At 67.3% G+C, this 16666-nt stretch carries 15 protein-coding genes and 1 tRNA gene; 1 reads left to right on the top strand and 15 read right to left on the bottom strand.

What is annotated here, in order from left to right; all coding sequences use genetic code 11:
- Nucleotides 1-4: 4 nt before the first annotated feature.
- From lpdA to LCC91_RS05425, 6 genes are all read right to left on the bottom strand, one after another.
- A complete protein-coding gene (gene lpdA, locus LCC91_RS05400; RefSeq protein WP_043702530.1) occupies nucleotides 5-1432 on the bottom strand; it encodes a dihydrolipoyl dehydrogenase in 1428 nt (475 codons plus the stop codon).
- 18 nt (nucleotides 1433-1450) lie between these two features.
- Nucleotides 1451-2719 (bottom strand): 2-oxoglutarate dehydrogenase complex dihydrolipoyllysine-residue succinyltransferase, encoded by a 1269-nt coding sequence (gene odhB / locus LCC91_RS05405; protein WP_043702548.1) that lies wholly within the window; start codon nucleotides 2717-2719, stop codon nucleotides 1451-1453.
- Between the two features lie 76 nt (nucleotides 2720-2795).
- Nucleotides 2796-5678, bottom strand: coding sequence for a 2-oxoglutarate dehydrogenase E1 component (locus LCC91_RS05410; RefSeq protein ID WP_043702533.1), 2883 nt, complete (start codon nucleotides 5676-5678; stop codon nucleotides 2796-2798).
- Nucleotides 5679-5887: 209 nt separating this feature from the next.
- Nucleotides 5888-7170, bottom strand: a protein-coding gene (locus LCC91_RS05415) for an IS3 family transposase (RefSeq protein ID WP_224440896.1) whose coding sequence is annotated in 2 segments (ribosomal slippage) — nucleotides 5888-6834 and nucleotides 6834-7170 — 1284 coding nt in all. Because the reading frame shifts where the segments join, the coding sequence is not laid out codon by codon here.
- A gap of 88 nt (nucleotides 7171-7258) precedes the next feature.
- Nucleotides 7259-7630 carry an ArsR/SmtB family transcription factor gene (locus LCC91_RS05420; RefSeq protein ID WP_043703440.1) on the bottom strand — a complete coding sequence of 124 codons (372 nt, stop codon included), beginning with the start codon at nucleotides 7628-7630 and terminating at the stop codon, nucleotides 7259-7261.
- A gap of 86 nt (nucleotides 7631-7716) precedes the next feature.
- Nucleotides 7717-9621, bottom strand: a complete 1905-nt coding sequence (locus LCC91_RS05425) for a propionate--CoA ligase (RefSeq protein WP_143898177.1) — start codon at nucleotides 9619-9621, stop codon at nucleotides 7717-7719.
- Nucleotides 9622-9909: 288 nt separating this feature from the next.
- On the opposite strand from LCC91_RS05425, the gene LCC91_RS05430 reads away from it, so the two are divergent.
- Nucleotides 9910-10128, top strand: a complete 219-nt coding sequence (locus LCC91_RS05430) for a hypothetical protein (protein WP_043703443.1) — start codon at nucleotides 9910-9912, stop codon at nucleotides 10126-10128.
- A 147-nt stretch (nucleotides 10129-10275) separates the two neighbouring features.
- Here LCC91_RS05430 and LCC91_RS05435 read toward each other — a convergent pair.
- From LCC91_RS05435 to iscR, 9 genes are all read right to left on the bottom strand, one after another.
- Nucleotides 10276-10350, bottom strand: a tRNA-Val gene (locus LCC91_RS05435).
- Between the two features lie 102 nt (nucleotides 10351-10452).
- Nucleotides 10453-11178 carry a DNA polymerase III subunit epsilon gene (dnaQ, locus tag LCC91_RS05440; protein ID WP_143898179.1) on the bottom strand — a complete coding sequence of 242 codons (726 nt, stop codon included), beginning with the start codon at nucleotides 11176-11178 and terminating at the stop codon, nucleotides 10453-10455.
- Between the two features lie 12 nt (nucleotides 11179-11190).
- Nucleotides 11191-11529 carry an ISC system 2Fe-2S type ferredoxin gene (gene fdx, locus LCC91_RS05445; RefSeq protein ID WP_043703446.1) on the bottom strand — a complete coding sequence of 113 codons (339 nt, stop codon included), beginning with the start codon at nucleotides 11527-11529 and terminating at the stop codon, nucleotides 11191-11193.
- Nucleotides 11530-13425, bottom strand: a complete 1896-nt coding sequence (gene hscA, locus LCC91_RS05450) for a Fe-S protein assembly chaperone HscA (RefSeq protein WP_058616252.1) — start codon at nucleotides 13423-13425, stop codon at nucleotides 11530-11532. It lies immediately after the preceding gene.
- Nucleotides 13426-13442: 17 nt separating this feature from the next.
- Nucleotides 13443-13988: a Fe-S protein assembly co-chaperone HscB gene (hscB, locus tag LCC91_RS05455; protein ID WP_224441035.1), complete on the bottom strand. Its 546-nt coding sequence runs from the start codon at nucleotides 13986-13988 to the stop codon at nucleotides 13443-13445.
- On the bottom strand, nucleotides 13966-14289 hold the full coding sequence (gene iscA, locus LCC91_RS05460; protein ID WP_043703450.1) for an iron-sulfur cluster assembly protein IscA: 324 nt from the start codon (nucleotides 14287-14289) through the stop codon (nucleotides 13966-13968). Before iscA ends, hscB begins: the two co-directional genes overlap by 23 nt.
- Nucleotides 14290-14370: 81 nt before the next feature.
- Entirely contained in the window at nucleotides 14371-14772 is a 402-nt protein-coding gene (gene iscU / locus LCC91_RS05465; RefSeq protein ID WP_043703452.1) for a Fe-S cluster assembly scaffold IscU, read from the bottom strand.
- Between the two features lie 31 nt (nucleotides 14773-14803).
- Complete coding sequence (locus LCC91_RS05470) at nucleotides 14804-16024, bottom strand: IscS subfamily cysteine desulfurase (protein ID WP_043703454.1); 1221 nt, start codon at nucleotides 16022-16024, stop codon at nucleotides 14804-14806.
- A 30-nt stretch (nucleotides 16025-16054) separates the two neighbouring features.
- Nucleotides 16055-16588, bottom strand: coding sequence for a Fe-S cluster assembly transcriptional regulator IscR (gene iscR / locus LCC91_RS05475; RefSeq protein WP_043703455.1), 534 nt, complete (start codon nucleotides 16586-16588; stop codon nucleotides 16055-16057).
- Between the last annotated feature and the right edge of the window lie 78 nt (nucleotides 16589-16666).

Genomic DNA, 16666 nt, shown 5'->3' on the forward strand with positions numbered 1-16666 from the left:
TGGGTCAGAAGTTGAGCGTGCGTTTATCCACCGCGAGCGCCGCCTCCTTCGTCGCCTCCGAGAGCGACGGGTGCGCATGGCACACGCGCGCGATGTCCTCGGCGCTGGCGCGGAACTCCATCGCCACCACCGCTTCGGCGATCAGCTCGGACGCCATCGGCCCGACGATGTGCACGCCCAGGATCTCGTCGGTCGCGGCATCGGCCAGGATCTTCACCATCCCAGTGGTGTCGCCGAGCGCCCGCGCGCGGCCATTGGCCATGAACGGGAAGGTGCCCGCCTTGTACGCGCGACCGGCGGCCTTGAGCTGCTGCTCGGTCTGGCCGACCCACGCGATCTCGGGGCTGGTGTAGATGACCCAGGGGATGGTGTTGAAGTTGACATGCGGGTGCTGGCCGGCGATGCGTTCGGCCACGGCAACGCCCTCCTCCTCCGCCTTGTGCGCGAGCATCGGCCCGCGCACCACGTCCCCCACCGCCCACACGCCCGGCAGGTTGGTGCGGCACTCGTCATCGACGACGATGGCCCCGCGCTCGTCGAGCTTCAGGCCCACGGCTTCGGCGTTGAGGCCGTTCGTGTTGGGCACGCGGCCGATGGAGACGATCAGCTTGTCCGCCTCCAACGTCGCCGCCTCGCCCTTGGCGTTGGTGTAGGCGATGGTCACGCCCTTCTTGCCGGTCTTGACCTCGCCGACCTTGACGCCCAGCTCGATCTTGAGCCCCTGCTTGTCGAAGGCCTTCTTTGCCTCCTTGGCGATTTGCTCATCGACCGCGGCGAGGAAGGTCGGCATCCCTTCGAGGATGGTGACATCCGCGCCGAGCCGACGCCACACCGAGCCCATCTCCAGCCCGATCACGCCCGAGCCGATGATGGCCAGTCGCTTGGGCACGGCACCGAGCCGCAGCGCGCCGTCGTTGGAGAGGATTTTTTCCTCGTCGAACGGTACGCCGGGCAGCGCGCGGGCGTTCGACCCGGTGGCGACGATCACCTGTTTGCCCACCAGCGCCTCGGGCTTGTCACCCGCGACCGCGATCTCGTAGCCGCCCTCCACCGCACGCACGAACGAGCCGCGGCCGTGGAAGAACGTCACCTTGTTCTTTTTGAACAGGTAGAGGATGCCGTCGTTGTTCTGCTTCACGACAGCGTCCTTGCGGGCGATCATCTTCGCCACGTCGATTTTGACCGCGCCGGTGCTGATGCCGTGGTCCGCGAAGTGGTGCTGCGCGTGCTCGAAATATTCCGACGATTGCAGCAGCGCCTTCGACGGAATGCAGCCGACGTTGGTGCAGGTGCCGCCCGGCGCGGGGCCGCCGGCGGCGTTCTTCCACTCGTCGATGCAGGCGACCTTGAAGCCGAGCTGGGCGGCGCGGATCGCGGCGATATAACCCCCGGGGCCGGCCCCGATGACGACGACGTCGAATGTTTGTGCCATGTCGCAAGCTCCGTCGCGTCAGATGTTGAACAGCAGCCGCGCGGGGTCTTCCAGCGCTTCCTTCATCGCCACCAGGCCCAGCACTGCCTCGCGCCCGTCGATGATGCGGTGGTCGTACGACAGCGCCAGGTAGTTGATCGGCCGGATGACGATCTGGCCGTTTTCCACCACCGGGCGCTCCTTGGTCGCGTGCACGCCCAGGATCGCCGACTGCGGCGGGTTGATGATCGGCGTGGAGAGCATCGAGCCGAACACCCCGCCGTTGGAGATCGAGAACGTCCCGCCGGTCATCTCCTCGATGCCGAGCTTGCCCTCCGCAGCGCGCTTGCCGAAGTCGGCGATCTTCTTCTCGATGTCGGCAAAGCTCATCTGGTCGGCGTTGCGCAGGATCGGCACCACCAGCCCGCGCGGCGAGCCGACCGCGATGCCGATGTCGAAGTAGCCGTGGTAGACGATGTCGTTGCCGTCCACGCTGGCGTTGAGGATCGGGAATTTCTTCAGCGCATGCACCGCCGCCTTGACGAAGAAGCTCATGAAGCCGAGCTTGACGCCGTGCTCTTTCTCGAAGCGCTCCTGGTACTTCTTGCGCAGCTCCATCACCGGCGCCATGTTGACCTCGTTGAACGTGGTCAGGATGGCGTTGGTGGCCTGCGACTGCAGCAGGCGCTCGGCGATGCGCGCGCGCAGCCGCGTCATCGGCACGCGCTGCTCCGGACGGTTGGCCAGTTCGGCCGGCAGGCCGACCGGGGCCGCCACCTGCGGCAGCGCCTTGGCCGGCACACCGGTCGGGATCGTCGCCGGGGCCGCTGCGGCGGTGGCGGACGCCTTCGGTGCCGCCAGCGCGTTGAGCACGTCACCCTTGGTCACGCGGCCGTCCTTGCCGGTGCCCGGCACCGACCCCGGTGCCAGCCCGTGATCGGCCATCAGCTTGGCCGCGGCCGGCATCGCCACCGCCGCGGCCGGGGCTGCTGCCGCAGCAGCGGGCGCGGGGGCCGGCGCCGCCACCGCGGCGGGGGCGGCCGCCGGCGTCGCCGCGGCCACCTTGCCGTCGGTGTCGATCTTCGCGATCACCTGCTCCGACACGACGGTGCCGCCGTCCCCGACGACGACCTCGGCCAGCACGCCCGCGGCCGGGGCCGGCACCTCCAGCACGACCTTGTCGGTTTCGATTTCGATCAGGATCTCGTCGGCGGCCACCGGCTCGCCGACCTTCTTCTTCCACTGCAACAGGGTGGCCTCCGCAACCGACTCGGAGAGCTGCGGCACCTTCACTTCCACGATGGCCATGATGTGTTCTTCCTCGGAAAAATGCTGAAAAAGGGGGCCCGCCCGCGTGCTGCGACCGCACGCGGGCAGCGTCACGTCACTTGGTCAGGATGAAGCCCTTGAGCCGGCCGAAAGCGGCTTCCACCAGGGCCTTCTGCTGCTCCTGGTGCAGGTGGGCGTACCCCACCGCGGGCGACGCCGAAGCGGCGCGGCCGGCATAGCCCAGGCGCTGGCCGTCGAGCATGTTCTCGTGGATGTTGTGCTGCACGAAGAACCACGGTCCCTGGTTCTGCGGCTCATCCTGGCACCACACGATGTCGGTGGCGTTCGGGTAGCGCTTCAGTTCCGCGGCGAACACCTTGTGCGGGAACGGATAGAGCTGCTCGATACGCACGATGGCGACGTCGTTGGCCCCCTTTTCCTCGCGCTTCTTGACGAGGTCGTAGTACACCTTGCCGGAGCACACGATCACGCGCTTGACGCGTTGGGCGTTCTTCACGATGTCGGCGTTTTGTTCCGGGATCACGGTCTGGAACCCGCCCTTGATGAACTCCGACAGCGGCGAGGTCGCGTCCTTGTGCCGCAGCAGCGACTTCGGCGTGAAGACGATCAGCGGCTTGCGCAGGTTGCGCAGCATCTGCCGGCGCAGCAGGTGGAAGATCTGGCTGGCCGTGGTGGGCTGCACCACCTGCATGTTGGTGTCGGCGGCGAGCTGCATGAAGCGCTCGATGCGCGCGGAGCTGTGCTCCGGGCCTTGGCCCTCGTAGCCGTGCGGCAGGAAGAGCGTGATGCCGTTGACGCGGCCCCACTTCACCTCTCCCGATGCGATGAACTGGTCGATGACGACCTGCGCACCGTTGGCAAAGTCCCCGAACTGCGCCTCCCAGATCACCAGCGTGTTCGGGTCGTTGGAGGCGTAACCGTACTCGAAGCCCAGCACCGCCTCTTCGGACAGGATGGAGTCGATGACGGTGAACGGCGCCTGGTTGTCCGCGACGTTTTGCAGCGGGATGTAGGTGCCCTCGTCCCACTTTTCGCGGTTCTGGTCGTGGATGACGGCGTGGCGGTGCGTGAACGTCCCGCGCCCGCAGTCCTCACCGGAGAGGCGCACGCCATAGCCGCTGGCCACCAGTGACGCGAACGCCATGTGCTCGCCCATGCCCCAGTCGACGTTGATCTCGCCGCGCCCCATCGCGGCGCGGTCGGCGAGCACTTTCTTGACGAGCTGGTGCGGCGTGATGTTGTCCGGCACCGTCGTGATGCGCTCGGCCAGCCGCTTCCACTCGGACAGCGGAATCGCCGTGTCCGCGGCGTCCGTCCACTTCCTGCCGAGGAACGGCGCCCAGTCCACCGCGTACTTGCTCTTGTAGTTGGTCAGCACCGGGTCGACGGTGCGGCGACCTTCGTCGAGCATCGCGCGGTAGGCCTTGACCATTTCGTCCGGGCCGTCGGCCGGTAGCACCCCCTGCGCCACCAGCTTGTCGCCGTACAGCTTGCGCGTGCCCGGGTGCTGCGCGATCTTCTTGTACATCAGCGGCTGGGTCAGCGACGGCGTGTCCTGCTCGTTGTGGCCCAGCTTGCGGAAGCACACGATGTCGATGACGACATCCTTGCGGAAGGTCTGGCGGAACTCCACCGCGAGCTGCGTGGCCAGCACCACCGCCTCCGGGTCGTCGCCGTTGACGTGCAGCACCGGCGCCTCGATCATCTTCACGACGTCGGTGCAGTACAGCGTCGAGCGGCTGTCGCGCGGGTCCGAGGTCGTGAAGCCGATCTGGTTGTTGATGACGATGTGCACCGTGCCGCCAGTGAAGTAGCCGCGCGTCTGCGCCAGCGCCAGCGTCTCCATCACCACGCCCTGGCCGGCGAACGCGGCGTCGCCGTGCACCAGCACCGGCAGCACCTGGTCGCCGCGCTTGTCGCCCCGGCGGTCCATGCGCGCCCGCGCCGACCCCTCGACCACCGGGTTGACGATTTCCAGGTGCGACGGGTTGAACGCCAGGCTCAGGTGCACCGGCCCACCGGGGGTGGACACGTCCGAGCTGAAGCCCTGGTGGTACTTCACGTCACCGGCCGGCAGGTCCTCGGGCGCCGTGTGCTCGAACTCGGCAAACAGATCCTTGGGCATCTTGCCCATGACGTTGACCAGCACGTTGAGCCGCCCGCGGTGCGCCATGCCGATGACGATCTCCTGCACGCCGCGCGCGCCGGCCTGCTGGATCAGCTCGTCCATCGAGGCGATGAAGCTCTCGCCACCCTCGAGCGAGAAGCGCTTCTGCCCCACGTACTTGGTGTGCAGATAGCGCTCCAACCCTTCGGCCGCCGTCAGGTTGTAGAGGATGTGCTTCTTTTTGTCCGCGGTGAAATTGGGCTTGCTGCGGATGCTTTCGAGCTTTTCCTGCCACCAGCGCTTTTGCGTCTGGTCGGTGATGTACATGTACTCGGCGCCGATCGTGCCGCAGTAGGTCTCGCGCAGCGCGTTGAGCAGCTCGCGCAGCGACATCGTCTCCTTGCCGAAGTAGGTGTTGCTGGTGTTGAACACCGTCTCCAGGTCGGCGTCGGTCAGGCCGTAGAAGGCCGGATCGAGTTCGGGGATGTTCTCGCGCTCGGCGCGCTTGAGCGGGTCGAGGTTGGCCCAGCGCACACCGATGTTGCGGTAAGCGGCGATCAGCTGCTGCGTGGCGACGCGCTTGCGTCCCAGGTCGGAGTCCGCCCCGTACGCCGCCACCACCTGGGTCGTGCCCTGCTTGGCGAGTTCCGCAAACGCCGCGATGACCGGCATGTGCGGAATGTCACGCGCGTCGCTGCCGTCGACGGCCGGCACGTTTTGCAGCGCGTCGAAATAGTCGCGCCACGATTCGGGAACGCTGGTGGGGTCGGTGAGGTATTTCTCGTACATCTCCTCGACGTAGGGCGCATTGCCCCCGAAGAGGTACGAGTTGGCGCCAAAGGCCTGATAGACGCTGGCGGTCTGACTCATGGGATCGCTGACCTCCGTCTCCCTCCGGGGAGACTAGCGGGTTGGAAAAACCTTCCGCGACACGGCTGAACCGGTTAGCGGACGCGACAGTGACACTGGAAGGGCCTGTGCAGCGTGGATTGTGCCATCAAAACCGGCACGGCGGCAAAAAAGGAATCGAGCGGCCCCGCCCATTCCCGTGATCTTGCCCCCGTATTCCCGGACCCGTCCTATTCGCAACGTAACGCCGCGTCCTTGATGGTTGAGCGGCGTGCCTGGGCGGCCTGATGCCGCCGGAACTCTCTGGGTGAACGCATTTTCAACGACGAGTGCGGATGCACCTCGTTGAAGTGCTCGAATGCCGCTGGCAACTGAGCCAGCACGGTGGCCGCATCGCTCAGGTCCATGCGGGCCACGTAGTCGCGCTTGAACGTGTTGACGAAGCTCTCGGCCATGCCGTTGCTCTGCGGACTGCACACCGGCGTGTTGATCGGCTTGAGGCCCAGTGAACGCGCCACTGCTCGGGTCTGGGCTGCGATGTAGGCGCTGCCGTTGTCGCTGAGGAATTCCAGCCTGTGATCAGGGGGCAGCGCCTCCACCGAGCCAAAGCGTTTTTCCACCGCCTCGATCAACATCTCGCGCACCGGCTCACCGGGCAGCCCTTTGCCCTCCCATGCCCGCCAGGCGATCACTTCGCGGTCGCAGCAATCTTTGGTGAACGTGGCGCTCACCGTCTGCCCCGAGTCGCACTTGATCTGCAGCCCATCGGAGCACCAGCGCATATCGCTGCGCCCCACGGCAACGCGACCCTCGTGCTTGCGGCTGCCATGGCGCCGTCGGGCTGCCTTGGGCAGCAACAGCCCGGCCTGGGCCATCACGCGGTAGACCCGTTTGGGGTTGACCCGTGTGCCGCCCTGTGCGCTGCGCTGACGGTTGACCAGGGCACAGGCGCGTCGATACCCGTAGCTGGGCAGATCGGCGATCTGCTCCCGGATCTCAGCCAGCAGCTGCGCATCGCCCGCTGGCGTGCGCCCCTGGCGAGCATCGCGCCAGTCCTCGCGGCGGTGGTGCCGCTCATGCACATGCGAGCGCGCCACGCCCAGCGCCCGGCAGACCGTCTTCATTGGTCGTCCCCGGGCAACAAGGGCGAGCGCGCAATCCACTTTTTTTCGGCGGCGTACTCCACGGCTTCCTTGAGGATTTCGTTCTCCAGGGTCTTCTTGCCCAGCACCCGCTGGAGCTTGGCGATCTCGGCTCGAGCAGCGGCCAGTTCCGAGGCCGGAACCACTGCTTCCCCGGCCCTGACGGCCGTCAGGGCGCCTTGGCGATCGAGCTTTCTCCACTGGAACAGCAAGCTGGCTGCGACGCCTTCCTGCCGCGCCACCAGCGACACACTCATGCCCGGCTCGTAGGTGCGCCGCACCAGCGCGGCTTTCTCCGCAGGGGACCAGCGCCTGCGGCGCTGGTCTTTCAAGATGACTTCAACAGTGTCCGTATGCCTGGTCGTACTCACAGTCCTACTCCTATCCTCAACGATAAGCGATAGGACGGGTCCGGGGATTCAGGGGGCTATCTCACCCGCAGAAAAACCCGTGCGCCGATCAATTCTGCCGTGGCGACAGGCGCTGGCTGGTCGGCACCCCGCCGGGCTCGTCCAGCTCGATCGCGATCTGCGTGCAGACGGTGCGGCACAGCGCGACCGCCTGCTCGCTCTGCACGCGGTAATACACCTGCGTGCCTTCTTTGCGTTTGGCGAGCACCCCCGCCCGATACAGCAGGTTCAGATGCTGCGACAAATTGGGCTGGGTGGTGTCGATTTCGGCGAGCAGTTCCGATACCGATTTCTCCTTGTCGCACAGCGCGTTGAGGATGCGCAGCCGGGTCGGCGTGGCCAGGATGCCAAACAACTCCGCGGCCAGCTCGAACACCCGGTTTTTGTCGACGACGGCGTCGGTATCGGTCAGTTGTTGCATATATAAGCGTACGAACGGAGGAGCCGATCATACCCACAAACCGTCCGAACACCCAAATGGCCGGTGTCACCGGCCAGCGGCACGCGTCAGCGCGGCTGCATCAGCTCGCGGATCTGCTGCAGCGCGGTCGGATCGTCGAGCGTCGTGAGGTCGCCCGGATCTCGCCCCTCGCACACCGCCTGGATCGCCCGGCGCAGCAGCTTGCCGCTGCGCGTCTTGGGCAACAGCGACACGAAGCGCACGCGCGCCGGCCGCGCCACCGCCCCCAGTTGCTCGTCGACGACCTTCATGATTTCGCCTTCGAGCTGGAGGGCATCGGCTTCGGTGGCGGCACGCGAGGGATCCTTCAATACCGCGAACGCCACCGCCACCTGCCCTTTGAGCGCGTCGGCCACGCCGACCACGGCCACCTCCGCCACCGCCGGGTGGCTGGAGATACTTTCCTCGATCTCGCGCGTGCCGAGGCGGTGGCCGGCCACGTTGATCACGTCGTCGGTGCGGCCCAGGATGTAGTAGTAGCCGTCGGCGTCGCGCACGCCCCAGTCGAACGTGCTGTACATCTGCCGCCCCGGGATGCTGGACCAGTAGGTCTTGACGTAGCGCGCATCGTCGCCCCACACGGTCTGCAGGCACCCCGGTGGCAGCGGCCCCTGCACCGCGATGACGCCCTTGCGGTGGGGGTCCGTGATCTCCTCGCCCGTGTTCTCGTCGATCAGGCGCACGTCGTAGCCATACACCGCCTTGCCCGGCGAGCCGAACTTGGTGGGTGCCGGCTCCACGCCGTTGCAGATCGCCAGGATCGGCCAGCCCGTTTCCGTCTGCCAGTAGTTGTCGATGACGGGTTTGCCGATCGCCTGCGCCATCCACGTCGCGGTGGGCTCGTCCAACGGCTCCCCGGCCAGGAAGAGCGCCCGCAGGCTGCTCAGGTCATACTTCGTCAGGTACGCCGGATCCTGTTTTTTCAGCACGCGCGCGGCGGTGGGGGCGGTGAACATCACCGTGACCCGGTAGTCCTGCACCAGCCGCCACCAGATGCCGGCGTCGGGCCGGATCGGCGTGCCCTCGTACATGATCGTGGCCATGCCGTTGATCAGCGGCCCATAGATGATGTAGCTGTGCCCCACGACCCAGCCGATGTCGCTGGTCGAGAAGTAGGTCTCGCCGGGCTGGGCCATGTAGATGTGGCGCATCGAGGCGGCGAGCGCCACCGCGTAGCCGCCGGTGTCGCGTTGCACGCCCTTGGGCTTGCCCGTCGTCCCGCTGGTGTACAGGATGTAGCTGGGGTGGGTGCTCTCCACCCACTCGCACGGCACTTGCGCGTCCAGGTGCTGCGCGCGCAGTGCCGCGTAGTCCACGTCACGGCCCGCCACCGGATCGAGCGCCGCCAGCCCGCGGTTGACCATCAACACCCGCTCGGGCTTATGGGCCGAGAGGCGGATCGCTTCATCCAGCAGGTGTTTGTAGGGGACCACCTTGCCGGCGCGCATACCGGCGTCGGCGCTGACGATCACCTTCGGCGCGGCGTCGTCGATGCGCGTGGCCAGGCTGTGGCTGGCGAACCCCCCGAACACCACCGAGTGGATGGCGCCGATGCGCACGCACGCCAGCATCGCGAACGCCGCCTCCGGAATCATCGGCATGTAAATCAGCACGCGGTCGCCCTTGCCCACCCCGAGCGAGCGCAGGATGGCCGCCATACGCTGCACCTCCGCGTGCAGCTCCCGATACGTGTAGACGCGCTCCGTTTCGGTCTCGGTCGATACGTAGATCAATGCGTTTTGATCGGCCCGCTCGGCGAGATGGCGGTCCACCGCGTTGTGGCACAGATTGGTCAGCCCGCCTTCGAACCAGCGCGCAAACGGCGGGTTGTCATAGTTGCACACCCGGTCGAACGGCCGGTGCCAGTCGACCAGACGGGCCTGCTCGGCCCAGAACGCGTCACGATCGTCGATCGAGCGGCGGTAGAACGTGGCGTAGTCGGTTTGGCTCATGGGGTCTCTCCTCGGGCTGTCGGGCAATGCTGCCATTATGGAGAGACGTGTCTTGCATGACCCTGACGACCGTGGGGACAAGCCGGCGCGCGTGGCGGGCAGGCACCGCGCCGGGCACGCCCCTGCACTCCCTGCATCCCGCAATGCCGGCTGGACTGCGGGCGATCCATGCCGCTGACCATATCGCCGGCTGGCTTGCCACGTCCTGCGATGCCGGTTTTCGGCGGTGGCTTCGATGGTGGCTCTGGGTGGTTGCACGCCGGCGCCGTTGGCGTTACGCTTCGATCTATGAACATTGCTCCCACCCCGTCGATCGTGACGCAAGCCGCCACTTCGGTGGCCGAAACGCCGGACGCCGCACAGGTGATGGTGCTGCGTAAGGCCCTGCAGCTCGAGCAGCAGGGTGCGATGGCGCTGCTCAACGCGCTGCCGCAGCCCAACCCGACCGGTGAACTGCCCCTTGCCACGGAAGGCAGCCTCGGCACCCGCCTCAATGTGATGGCCTGAGGGCGCTGCATCGGTCGACCCGCGAGTCGAAAGCCGACCGGTCAGCCCCTGCAAAAGGAAGGCTTTCCAGACTCTGGGTCTGCGACGCAGCTTCCTGCACACGTCAAAACAAAAAGCCCGGAGCACATCGTGCTACGGGCCATTGTTTGGTGGGTGATGCAGGGTTCGAACCTACGACCCCTGCCGTGTGAAGGCAGTGCTCTACCGCTGAGCTAATCACCCTGTCGATGAACGAAATTATAGCCGACTTTTCCCACCTCTCCGGTACCCAGTGCGCACTGAAGCGGTTGCGAGCGCCCGTCCAGGTCTGGGGATCCCCTCCTTTTAGCCCGTGACAGGGGCCGCGGGCTCGTGCCGGCGCCAGACCGTACGTCCCTTGGATTCCTTGTCGAGGGCGGCGAGCAGCGCCTCGTGTTCGGCGCATTCCGCGTCGCTCGCGCGCAGCACGGGCAGCGTAAAGCCCGACAGATCGCGGCGCTCGACCGAGCCGCCCTGCCCCGCGTCATCCCCGCGCACGTCGATGACGAGCGACTCCTGCCCGCGCGTCATGTAAATGTAGACGTCGGCGAGCAATTCGGCGTCCAGCAGCGCGCCGTGCAACTGCCGGCCGGAGTTGTCGACCCCCAGCCGATCGCACAGGGCGTCCAGCCCGTTGCGCTTGCCGGGCCACATCTCCTTGGCCATCACCAGCGTGTCGATGACCCCGCGCACCAGCCGCCGCGTCGGCCCCAGCCCCAGCCGCCCGAACTCCGCGTCCAGAAAACCCAGGTCGAACGGCGCGTTGTGGATAATCAGCTCCGCCCCCTGCAGGTAGTCGAGCAGTTCCGGCGCGATGTCGGCGAAGCGCGGCTTGTCCGCCAGGAACTCGAGCGTGATGCCGTGCACCCGCAGCGCGTCCTCGTGGATGTCGCGTTCGGGGTTGAGGTAGTAATGCCGGTTGTTGCCCGTGAGCTGGCGGTTGACCAGTTCCACGCAGCCGATTTCGATGATGCGGTCGCCGTCCTGCGGCGACAGGCCCGTGGTTTCGGTGTCGAGGACGATCTGGCGCATGGGACCGGCCGCTCAGTGGCGTTCGCGGGCGTGGTTGATGGTGTAGCGCGGAATTTCGATCGTCACGTCGCGCGTTCCGAGCCGCGCCTGACAGCTCAGGCGGGACTGCGGCTCCAGGCCCCACGCCTTGTCGAGCATGTCTTCCTCCTCCTCGGAGGGTTCGTTGAGCGACTCGTAGCCCTGCCGCACGATGACATGGCACGTCGTGCAGGCGCAGCTCATCTCGCACGCGTGCTCGATCTCGATATCGTGGTCCAGCAGCGCCTCGCACAGGCTCGTGCCGGTGGGCGCGTGGATGGTGGCGCCCTGCGGGCAAATCTCAGGATGGGGCAAGACGGTGATCGCAGGCATTCAAAGATTCTCCACATGCCGCCCGGCCAGCGCCTGGGCGATGCTGCGGTTCATGCGGCGGGCGGCAAAGGCTTCCGTCCCTTTGGCCAGCGCCTCGGTGGCGGCGTCGATCGCCGCGGCATCGGTCCCCCCGCGGGCCGCTTCCAGCGCCGCCATCAGGGCATCGATCTGGGCGCGCTCCGCCGCCTCGAGCAGGTCACCGTCGGTGGCCAGCGCACTGCGCGTGGCTTCTAGCATCCGCTCGGCCTCCACCCGCGCTTCGATCAGGGCGCGCTGCTGCATGTCCTGCTCGGCGGTGGCAAAGCCCTCCTGCAGCATGCGGGCGATCTGCTCGTCGGTCAGGCCGTAGGACGGTTTGACGTTGACGTGCGCCTCGACGCCGGTGCTGAGCTCCCGTGCGCTGACGGTCAGCAGCCCGTCCGCGTCCACGGTGAACGTCACCCGGATCCGGGCTGCCCCCGCCGCCATCGGCGGAATGCCGCGCAGCTCGAAGCGCGCGAGGCTGCGGCAGTCCTGCACCAGGTCGCGCTCGCCCTGCACGACGTGGATCGCCAGCGCCGTCTGGCCGTCGCGGTAGGTCGTGAAGTCCTGCGCGCGCGCCGTCGGAATCGGTGTGTTGCGCGGCACGATGCGCTCCACCAGCCCGCCCATCGTCTCGATGCCCAGCGACAGCGGGATAACGTCGAGCAGCAGCATCTCGCCATCCGGCGAATTGCCAGCCAGCTGGTTGGCCTGGATGGCCGCGCCGATCGCCACCACCTCGTCCGGGTTGAGGTTGGTCAGCGGCTCGCGCCCGAACAGCGCCGCCACCGCCCGCCGCACCACCGGCATGCGCGTGGAGCCGCCCACCATCACGACCCCCTGGATTTCGTCCGCGCCGACCCGTGCGTCGCGCAAGACGCGCCGCACCGCGGCCAGCGTCCGCTCCGTCAGGTGGCGCGTCGCCGCCTCGAAATCCGCCTGCCGAACGTCGACGGTCTGCGCCCCGTCGCCCACGGGCACGGTCAACGCGACCGCCTCGTCGTCGGGGCGGTCGCTCAGCGCCTCTTTTACGCGGCGCGCCTCGGCCAGCAGCGCGGCGCGTTGCCGCGGGGGCAGATCCGCGACATGCGCCCCCGCACACGCCCGCTCCAGCGCCCAGTCGGCCAGCGCCCGGTCGTAGTCGTCGCCCCCCAGCGCCGAGTCCCCGCCGGTGGCCACGACTTCGAACACACCCACGGTGAGCCGCAGCAGCGACACGTCGAACGTACCGCCGCCCAGGTCGTAGACGAGGTACAGACCCTCGGCCGCGTTGTCGAGCCCGTAGGCGATGGCGGCCGCGGTCGGCTCGTTGAGCAAGCGCAGCACGTTCAGCCCGGCGAGCCGCGCGGCGTCCTTGGTCGCCTGCCGCTGCGCGTCGTCGAAGTAAGCGGGCACGGTGATGACGGCGCCGTAGAGCTCGCTGTCGAAGGTGTCCTCCGCCCGCTGGCGCAGCGTGGCCAGGATCTCGGCGCTGACCTCGACCGGCGTCTTGTCACCGGCGACGGTGCGCACGACGATGCCGCCCGGCCCTTCGGCGACGGCGTACGGCAGCCGCCCCGCGACCCCGTGCGCCTGGATGTCGGCGAGCGAGCGCCCCATCAGGCGCTTGACGGAGCTGATCGTGTTGGCGGGGTCGTCCACCTGCGCCGCCAGCGCCTCATACCCGATCTGTCGCGACGGCTGCGACCCTGGCGGCAGGTAGCGAACGACGCTCGGCAACAGGATGCGCCCCTGCTCATCGGGCAGGCATTCGGCCACGCCGTGGCGGACCGCGGCGACCAGCGAGTGCGTGGTGCCGAGGTCGATGCCCACGGCGATGCGCCGCTGGTGCGGGTCGGGCGCCGCGCCCGGCTCGGAGATTTGCAATAAAGCCATGGAGAAAAAATTCGTGATCAGTGCTCGAGTCGCGCGTGCAGGCTGTCGATGAACCGCTCGATGAACATCAGCGCGCGCACCTGCTCGACCGCCGCGCGGGCGTCCTGGCGCTGGTCGATCGCGTCGGCCAGCGCCGCCAGCCGCTCGCGGCGCTGCGCCTCGACCGTCTGCAGCAAGGCTTCGATGTCGGCCGCATCGCGCGCGTCGTCCAGCGCCTCGCGCCACTGCATTTGCTGCAGCAGGAAGTCCGCTGGCATTACGGTGTTGGATTCGGCGTCGACCGGCACCCCGTGCAGTTCGCACCAGTAGGCTGCGCGCCGCAACGGGTCGCGCAGGCGGTGATACGCCTCGTTGATGCGCACCGACCACTGCATGGCCACCCGTTGCGCGGCGGCCCCTTGGTGCGCGAAGCGGTCGGGGTGCGCCTGACGCTGCAGGGCCTTCCAGCGCTCGTCGAGCAGCGCGCGGTCGAGGTCGAAGCGCCGCGGCAACCCGAACAGCGCGAAATCGTCGTCCTGCAGCGACGGCCCCGCGGTGCCCTCAGACGCGGAACGACTCGCCACAGCCACAGCGGTCCCGCTCATTGGGGTTGTGGAACTTGAAGCCTTCGTTGAGGCCCTCGCGCACGAAGTCGAGCTCAGTGCCGTCCAGGTACGGCAGGCTCTTGGGATCGACGAGCACCTTCACCCCGTGCGCCTCGAACACGATGTCCTCGGGCGCCACCGCATCGGCATATTCGAGCTTGTACGCCAGCCCAGAGCAGCCGGTCGTCTTGACGCCCAGGCGGACGCCGACGCCCTTCCCCCGGCGGGCGAGGTACTTTTGCACGTGCCGGGCAGCGGCTTCGGTGAGGGTGACGGCCATGTCGGATTCGGCTCCTGTTCAGGGGTGTGCGGTCTGGGGTGGACGCCCGCCCCCGCCGCAGCGGATGCGGGCCCCGCCCGATCAAGCGGCGACGCTGGTCGCGGCGTGCTTCTTTTTGTAGTCCTCGACCGCCGCCTTGATGGCGTCTTCGGCGAGGATCGAACAGTGTATCTTCACCGGCGGCAGCGCCAGCTCTTCGGCGATCTGGCTGTTCTTGATCTGCGCGGCTTCTTCCAGCGTCTTGCCCTTGACCCACTCGGTGACCAGCGAGCTCGACGCGATCGCCGAACCGCAGCCGTAGGTCTTGAAGCGCGCGTCCTCGATGACCCCGGTCTCGGGGTTCACCTTGATCTGCAGCTTCATCACGTCGCCACAGGCGGGCGCGCCGACCATGCCGGTGCCGACGTTCTCGTCATTTTTGTCGAAGCTGCCGACGTTGCGCGGGTTCTCGTAGTGGTCGATGACCTTGTCGCTGTATGCCATGGTGCGTACTCCTTCGGTGCGTGATGGCGCGTCAGTGCGCGGCCCATTGGATGCTGTTGAGGTCGATGCCGTCCTTGTACATCTCCCACAGCGGCGAGAGTTCACGCAGCTTCTCGACGTTGGCCTTGATGGCCTCGATCGCGTAGTCCACCTGCTCCTCGGTCGTCCAGCGACCGATCGTGATGCGCAGGCTGCTGTGGGCGAGCTCGTCGCTGCGGCCGAGCGCACGCAGCACGTAGCTGGGCTCCAGGCTCGCCGACGTACAGGCGGAGCCGCTGGAGACGGCCACCCCCTTGATCCCCATGATCAGGGACTCGCCCTCGACGTAGTTGAAGCTCATGTTGAGGTTGTGCGGCACGCGCTTGGTCGGGTGGCCGTTGACGAACGACTGCTCGATCTGGCTCAGGCCCGCGAGCAGCCGGTCGTGGAGGCGCTGGATGCGCGGCAGCTCGGTGGGCATCTCGGCCTTGGCGATCGCGAACGCCTCGCCCATCCCGACGCACTGGTGCGTCGCGAGCGTGCCGGAACGCAGCCCGCGCTCGTGCCCGCCGCCGTGCATTTGCGCTTCCAGCCGCACGCGCGGCTTGCGGCGCACGTACAGCGCGCCGATGCCTTTCGGACCGTAGGTCTTGTGCGAAGCCAGGCTCATCAGGTCGACCGGCAGCTTGCCGAGGTCGATCTCGACCTTGCCGGTCGCCTGCGCGGCGTCGACGTGGAAGATCACGCCCTTTTCCCGGCAGATCTGGCCAATGGCCTCGATGTCCTGGATGACGCCGATCTCGTTGTTGACGAACATCACGCTGGCCAGGATCGTGTCGGGCCGGATCGCATCCCGAAACGCGTCCAGGTTCACCAGGCCATCCTGATCGACGTCGAGGTACGTGACCTCGAAGCCTTCACGCTCCAGGTGCCGGCAGGTGTCGAGCACCGCCTTGTGCTCGGTCTTGACCGTGATGATGTGCCGGCCCTTGCCCTGGTAGAAGTGCGCCGCCCCCTTGAGCGCGAGGTTGTTCGATTCGGTCGCGCCGCTGGTCCAGACGATCTCGCGCGGGTCGGCCCCGATCAGGTCCGCGACCTGCTCCCGCGCGTGTTCGACGGCCTTTTCCGCTTCCCAGCCCCAGGCGTGGCTGCGCGAGGCTGGGTTGCCGAAATGCTCGTACAGCCACGGGATCATCTTGTCGACCACGCGCGGGTCCACCGGCGTGGTGGCGCTGTAGTCCATGTAAATCGGAAAATGCGGCGTCTTGCTCATCGCAGGCTCCAAAGGGCGTCGGAAAAATGGTCAGTGACCGTTGGCCGAGGCCAGCGCAAACACTGAGTTGGGCGCATTGACCCGCACCGGCTTGACCACCGGCGTGGGCGAGATGGCGCGCTTGATCGACGGGCCGGGCTCGACCGCCACGCCGCGGGCGAGCTGTTCGTCGACCAGTTTTTGCAGCGTCACCGATCGCAGGAACTCCACCATGCGCTCGTTGAGCTCCGCCCACAGGTCGTGCGTCATGCAGCGCTGCCCCTCGCCGTGGCAGTTTTCCTTGCCGCCGCACTGCGTGGCGTCGATCGGCTCGTCCACCGAGAGAATGATGTCGGCCACGGTGATCTCGGACGCCTTGCGCCCGAGCGTGTACCCCCCGCCGGGGCCTCGCGTGGACTCGACCAGATGATGCCGGCGCAGCTTACCGAAGAGCTGCTCCAGGTACGACAGCGAAATGTGCTGGCGCTGGCTGATCGCGGCGAGCGTGACGGGACCGCTGGCCTGGCGCAACGCCAGATCGATCATCGCCGTGACGGCGAAACGGCCTTTGGTGGTCAGGCGCATGGCAGACTCCTGGTACACACTCGAGGAACCGAAGATCGTTGTGGATATTCCCGAGCGTTTCGCTAGAGTATACCAAAA

Source organism: Tepidimonas taiwanensis, from assembly GCF_020162115.1.
GTDB lineage: Bacteria > Pseudomonadota > Gammaproteobacteria > Burkholderiales > Burkholderiaceae_C > Tepidimonas > Tepidimonas taiwanensis.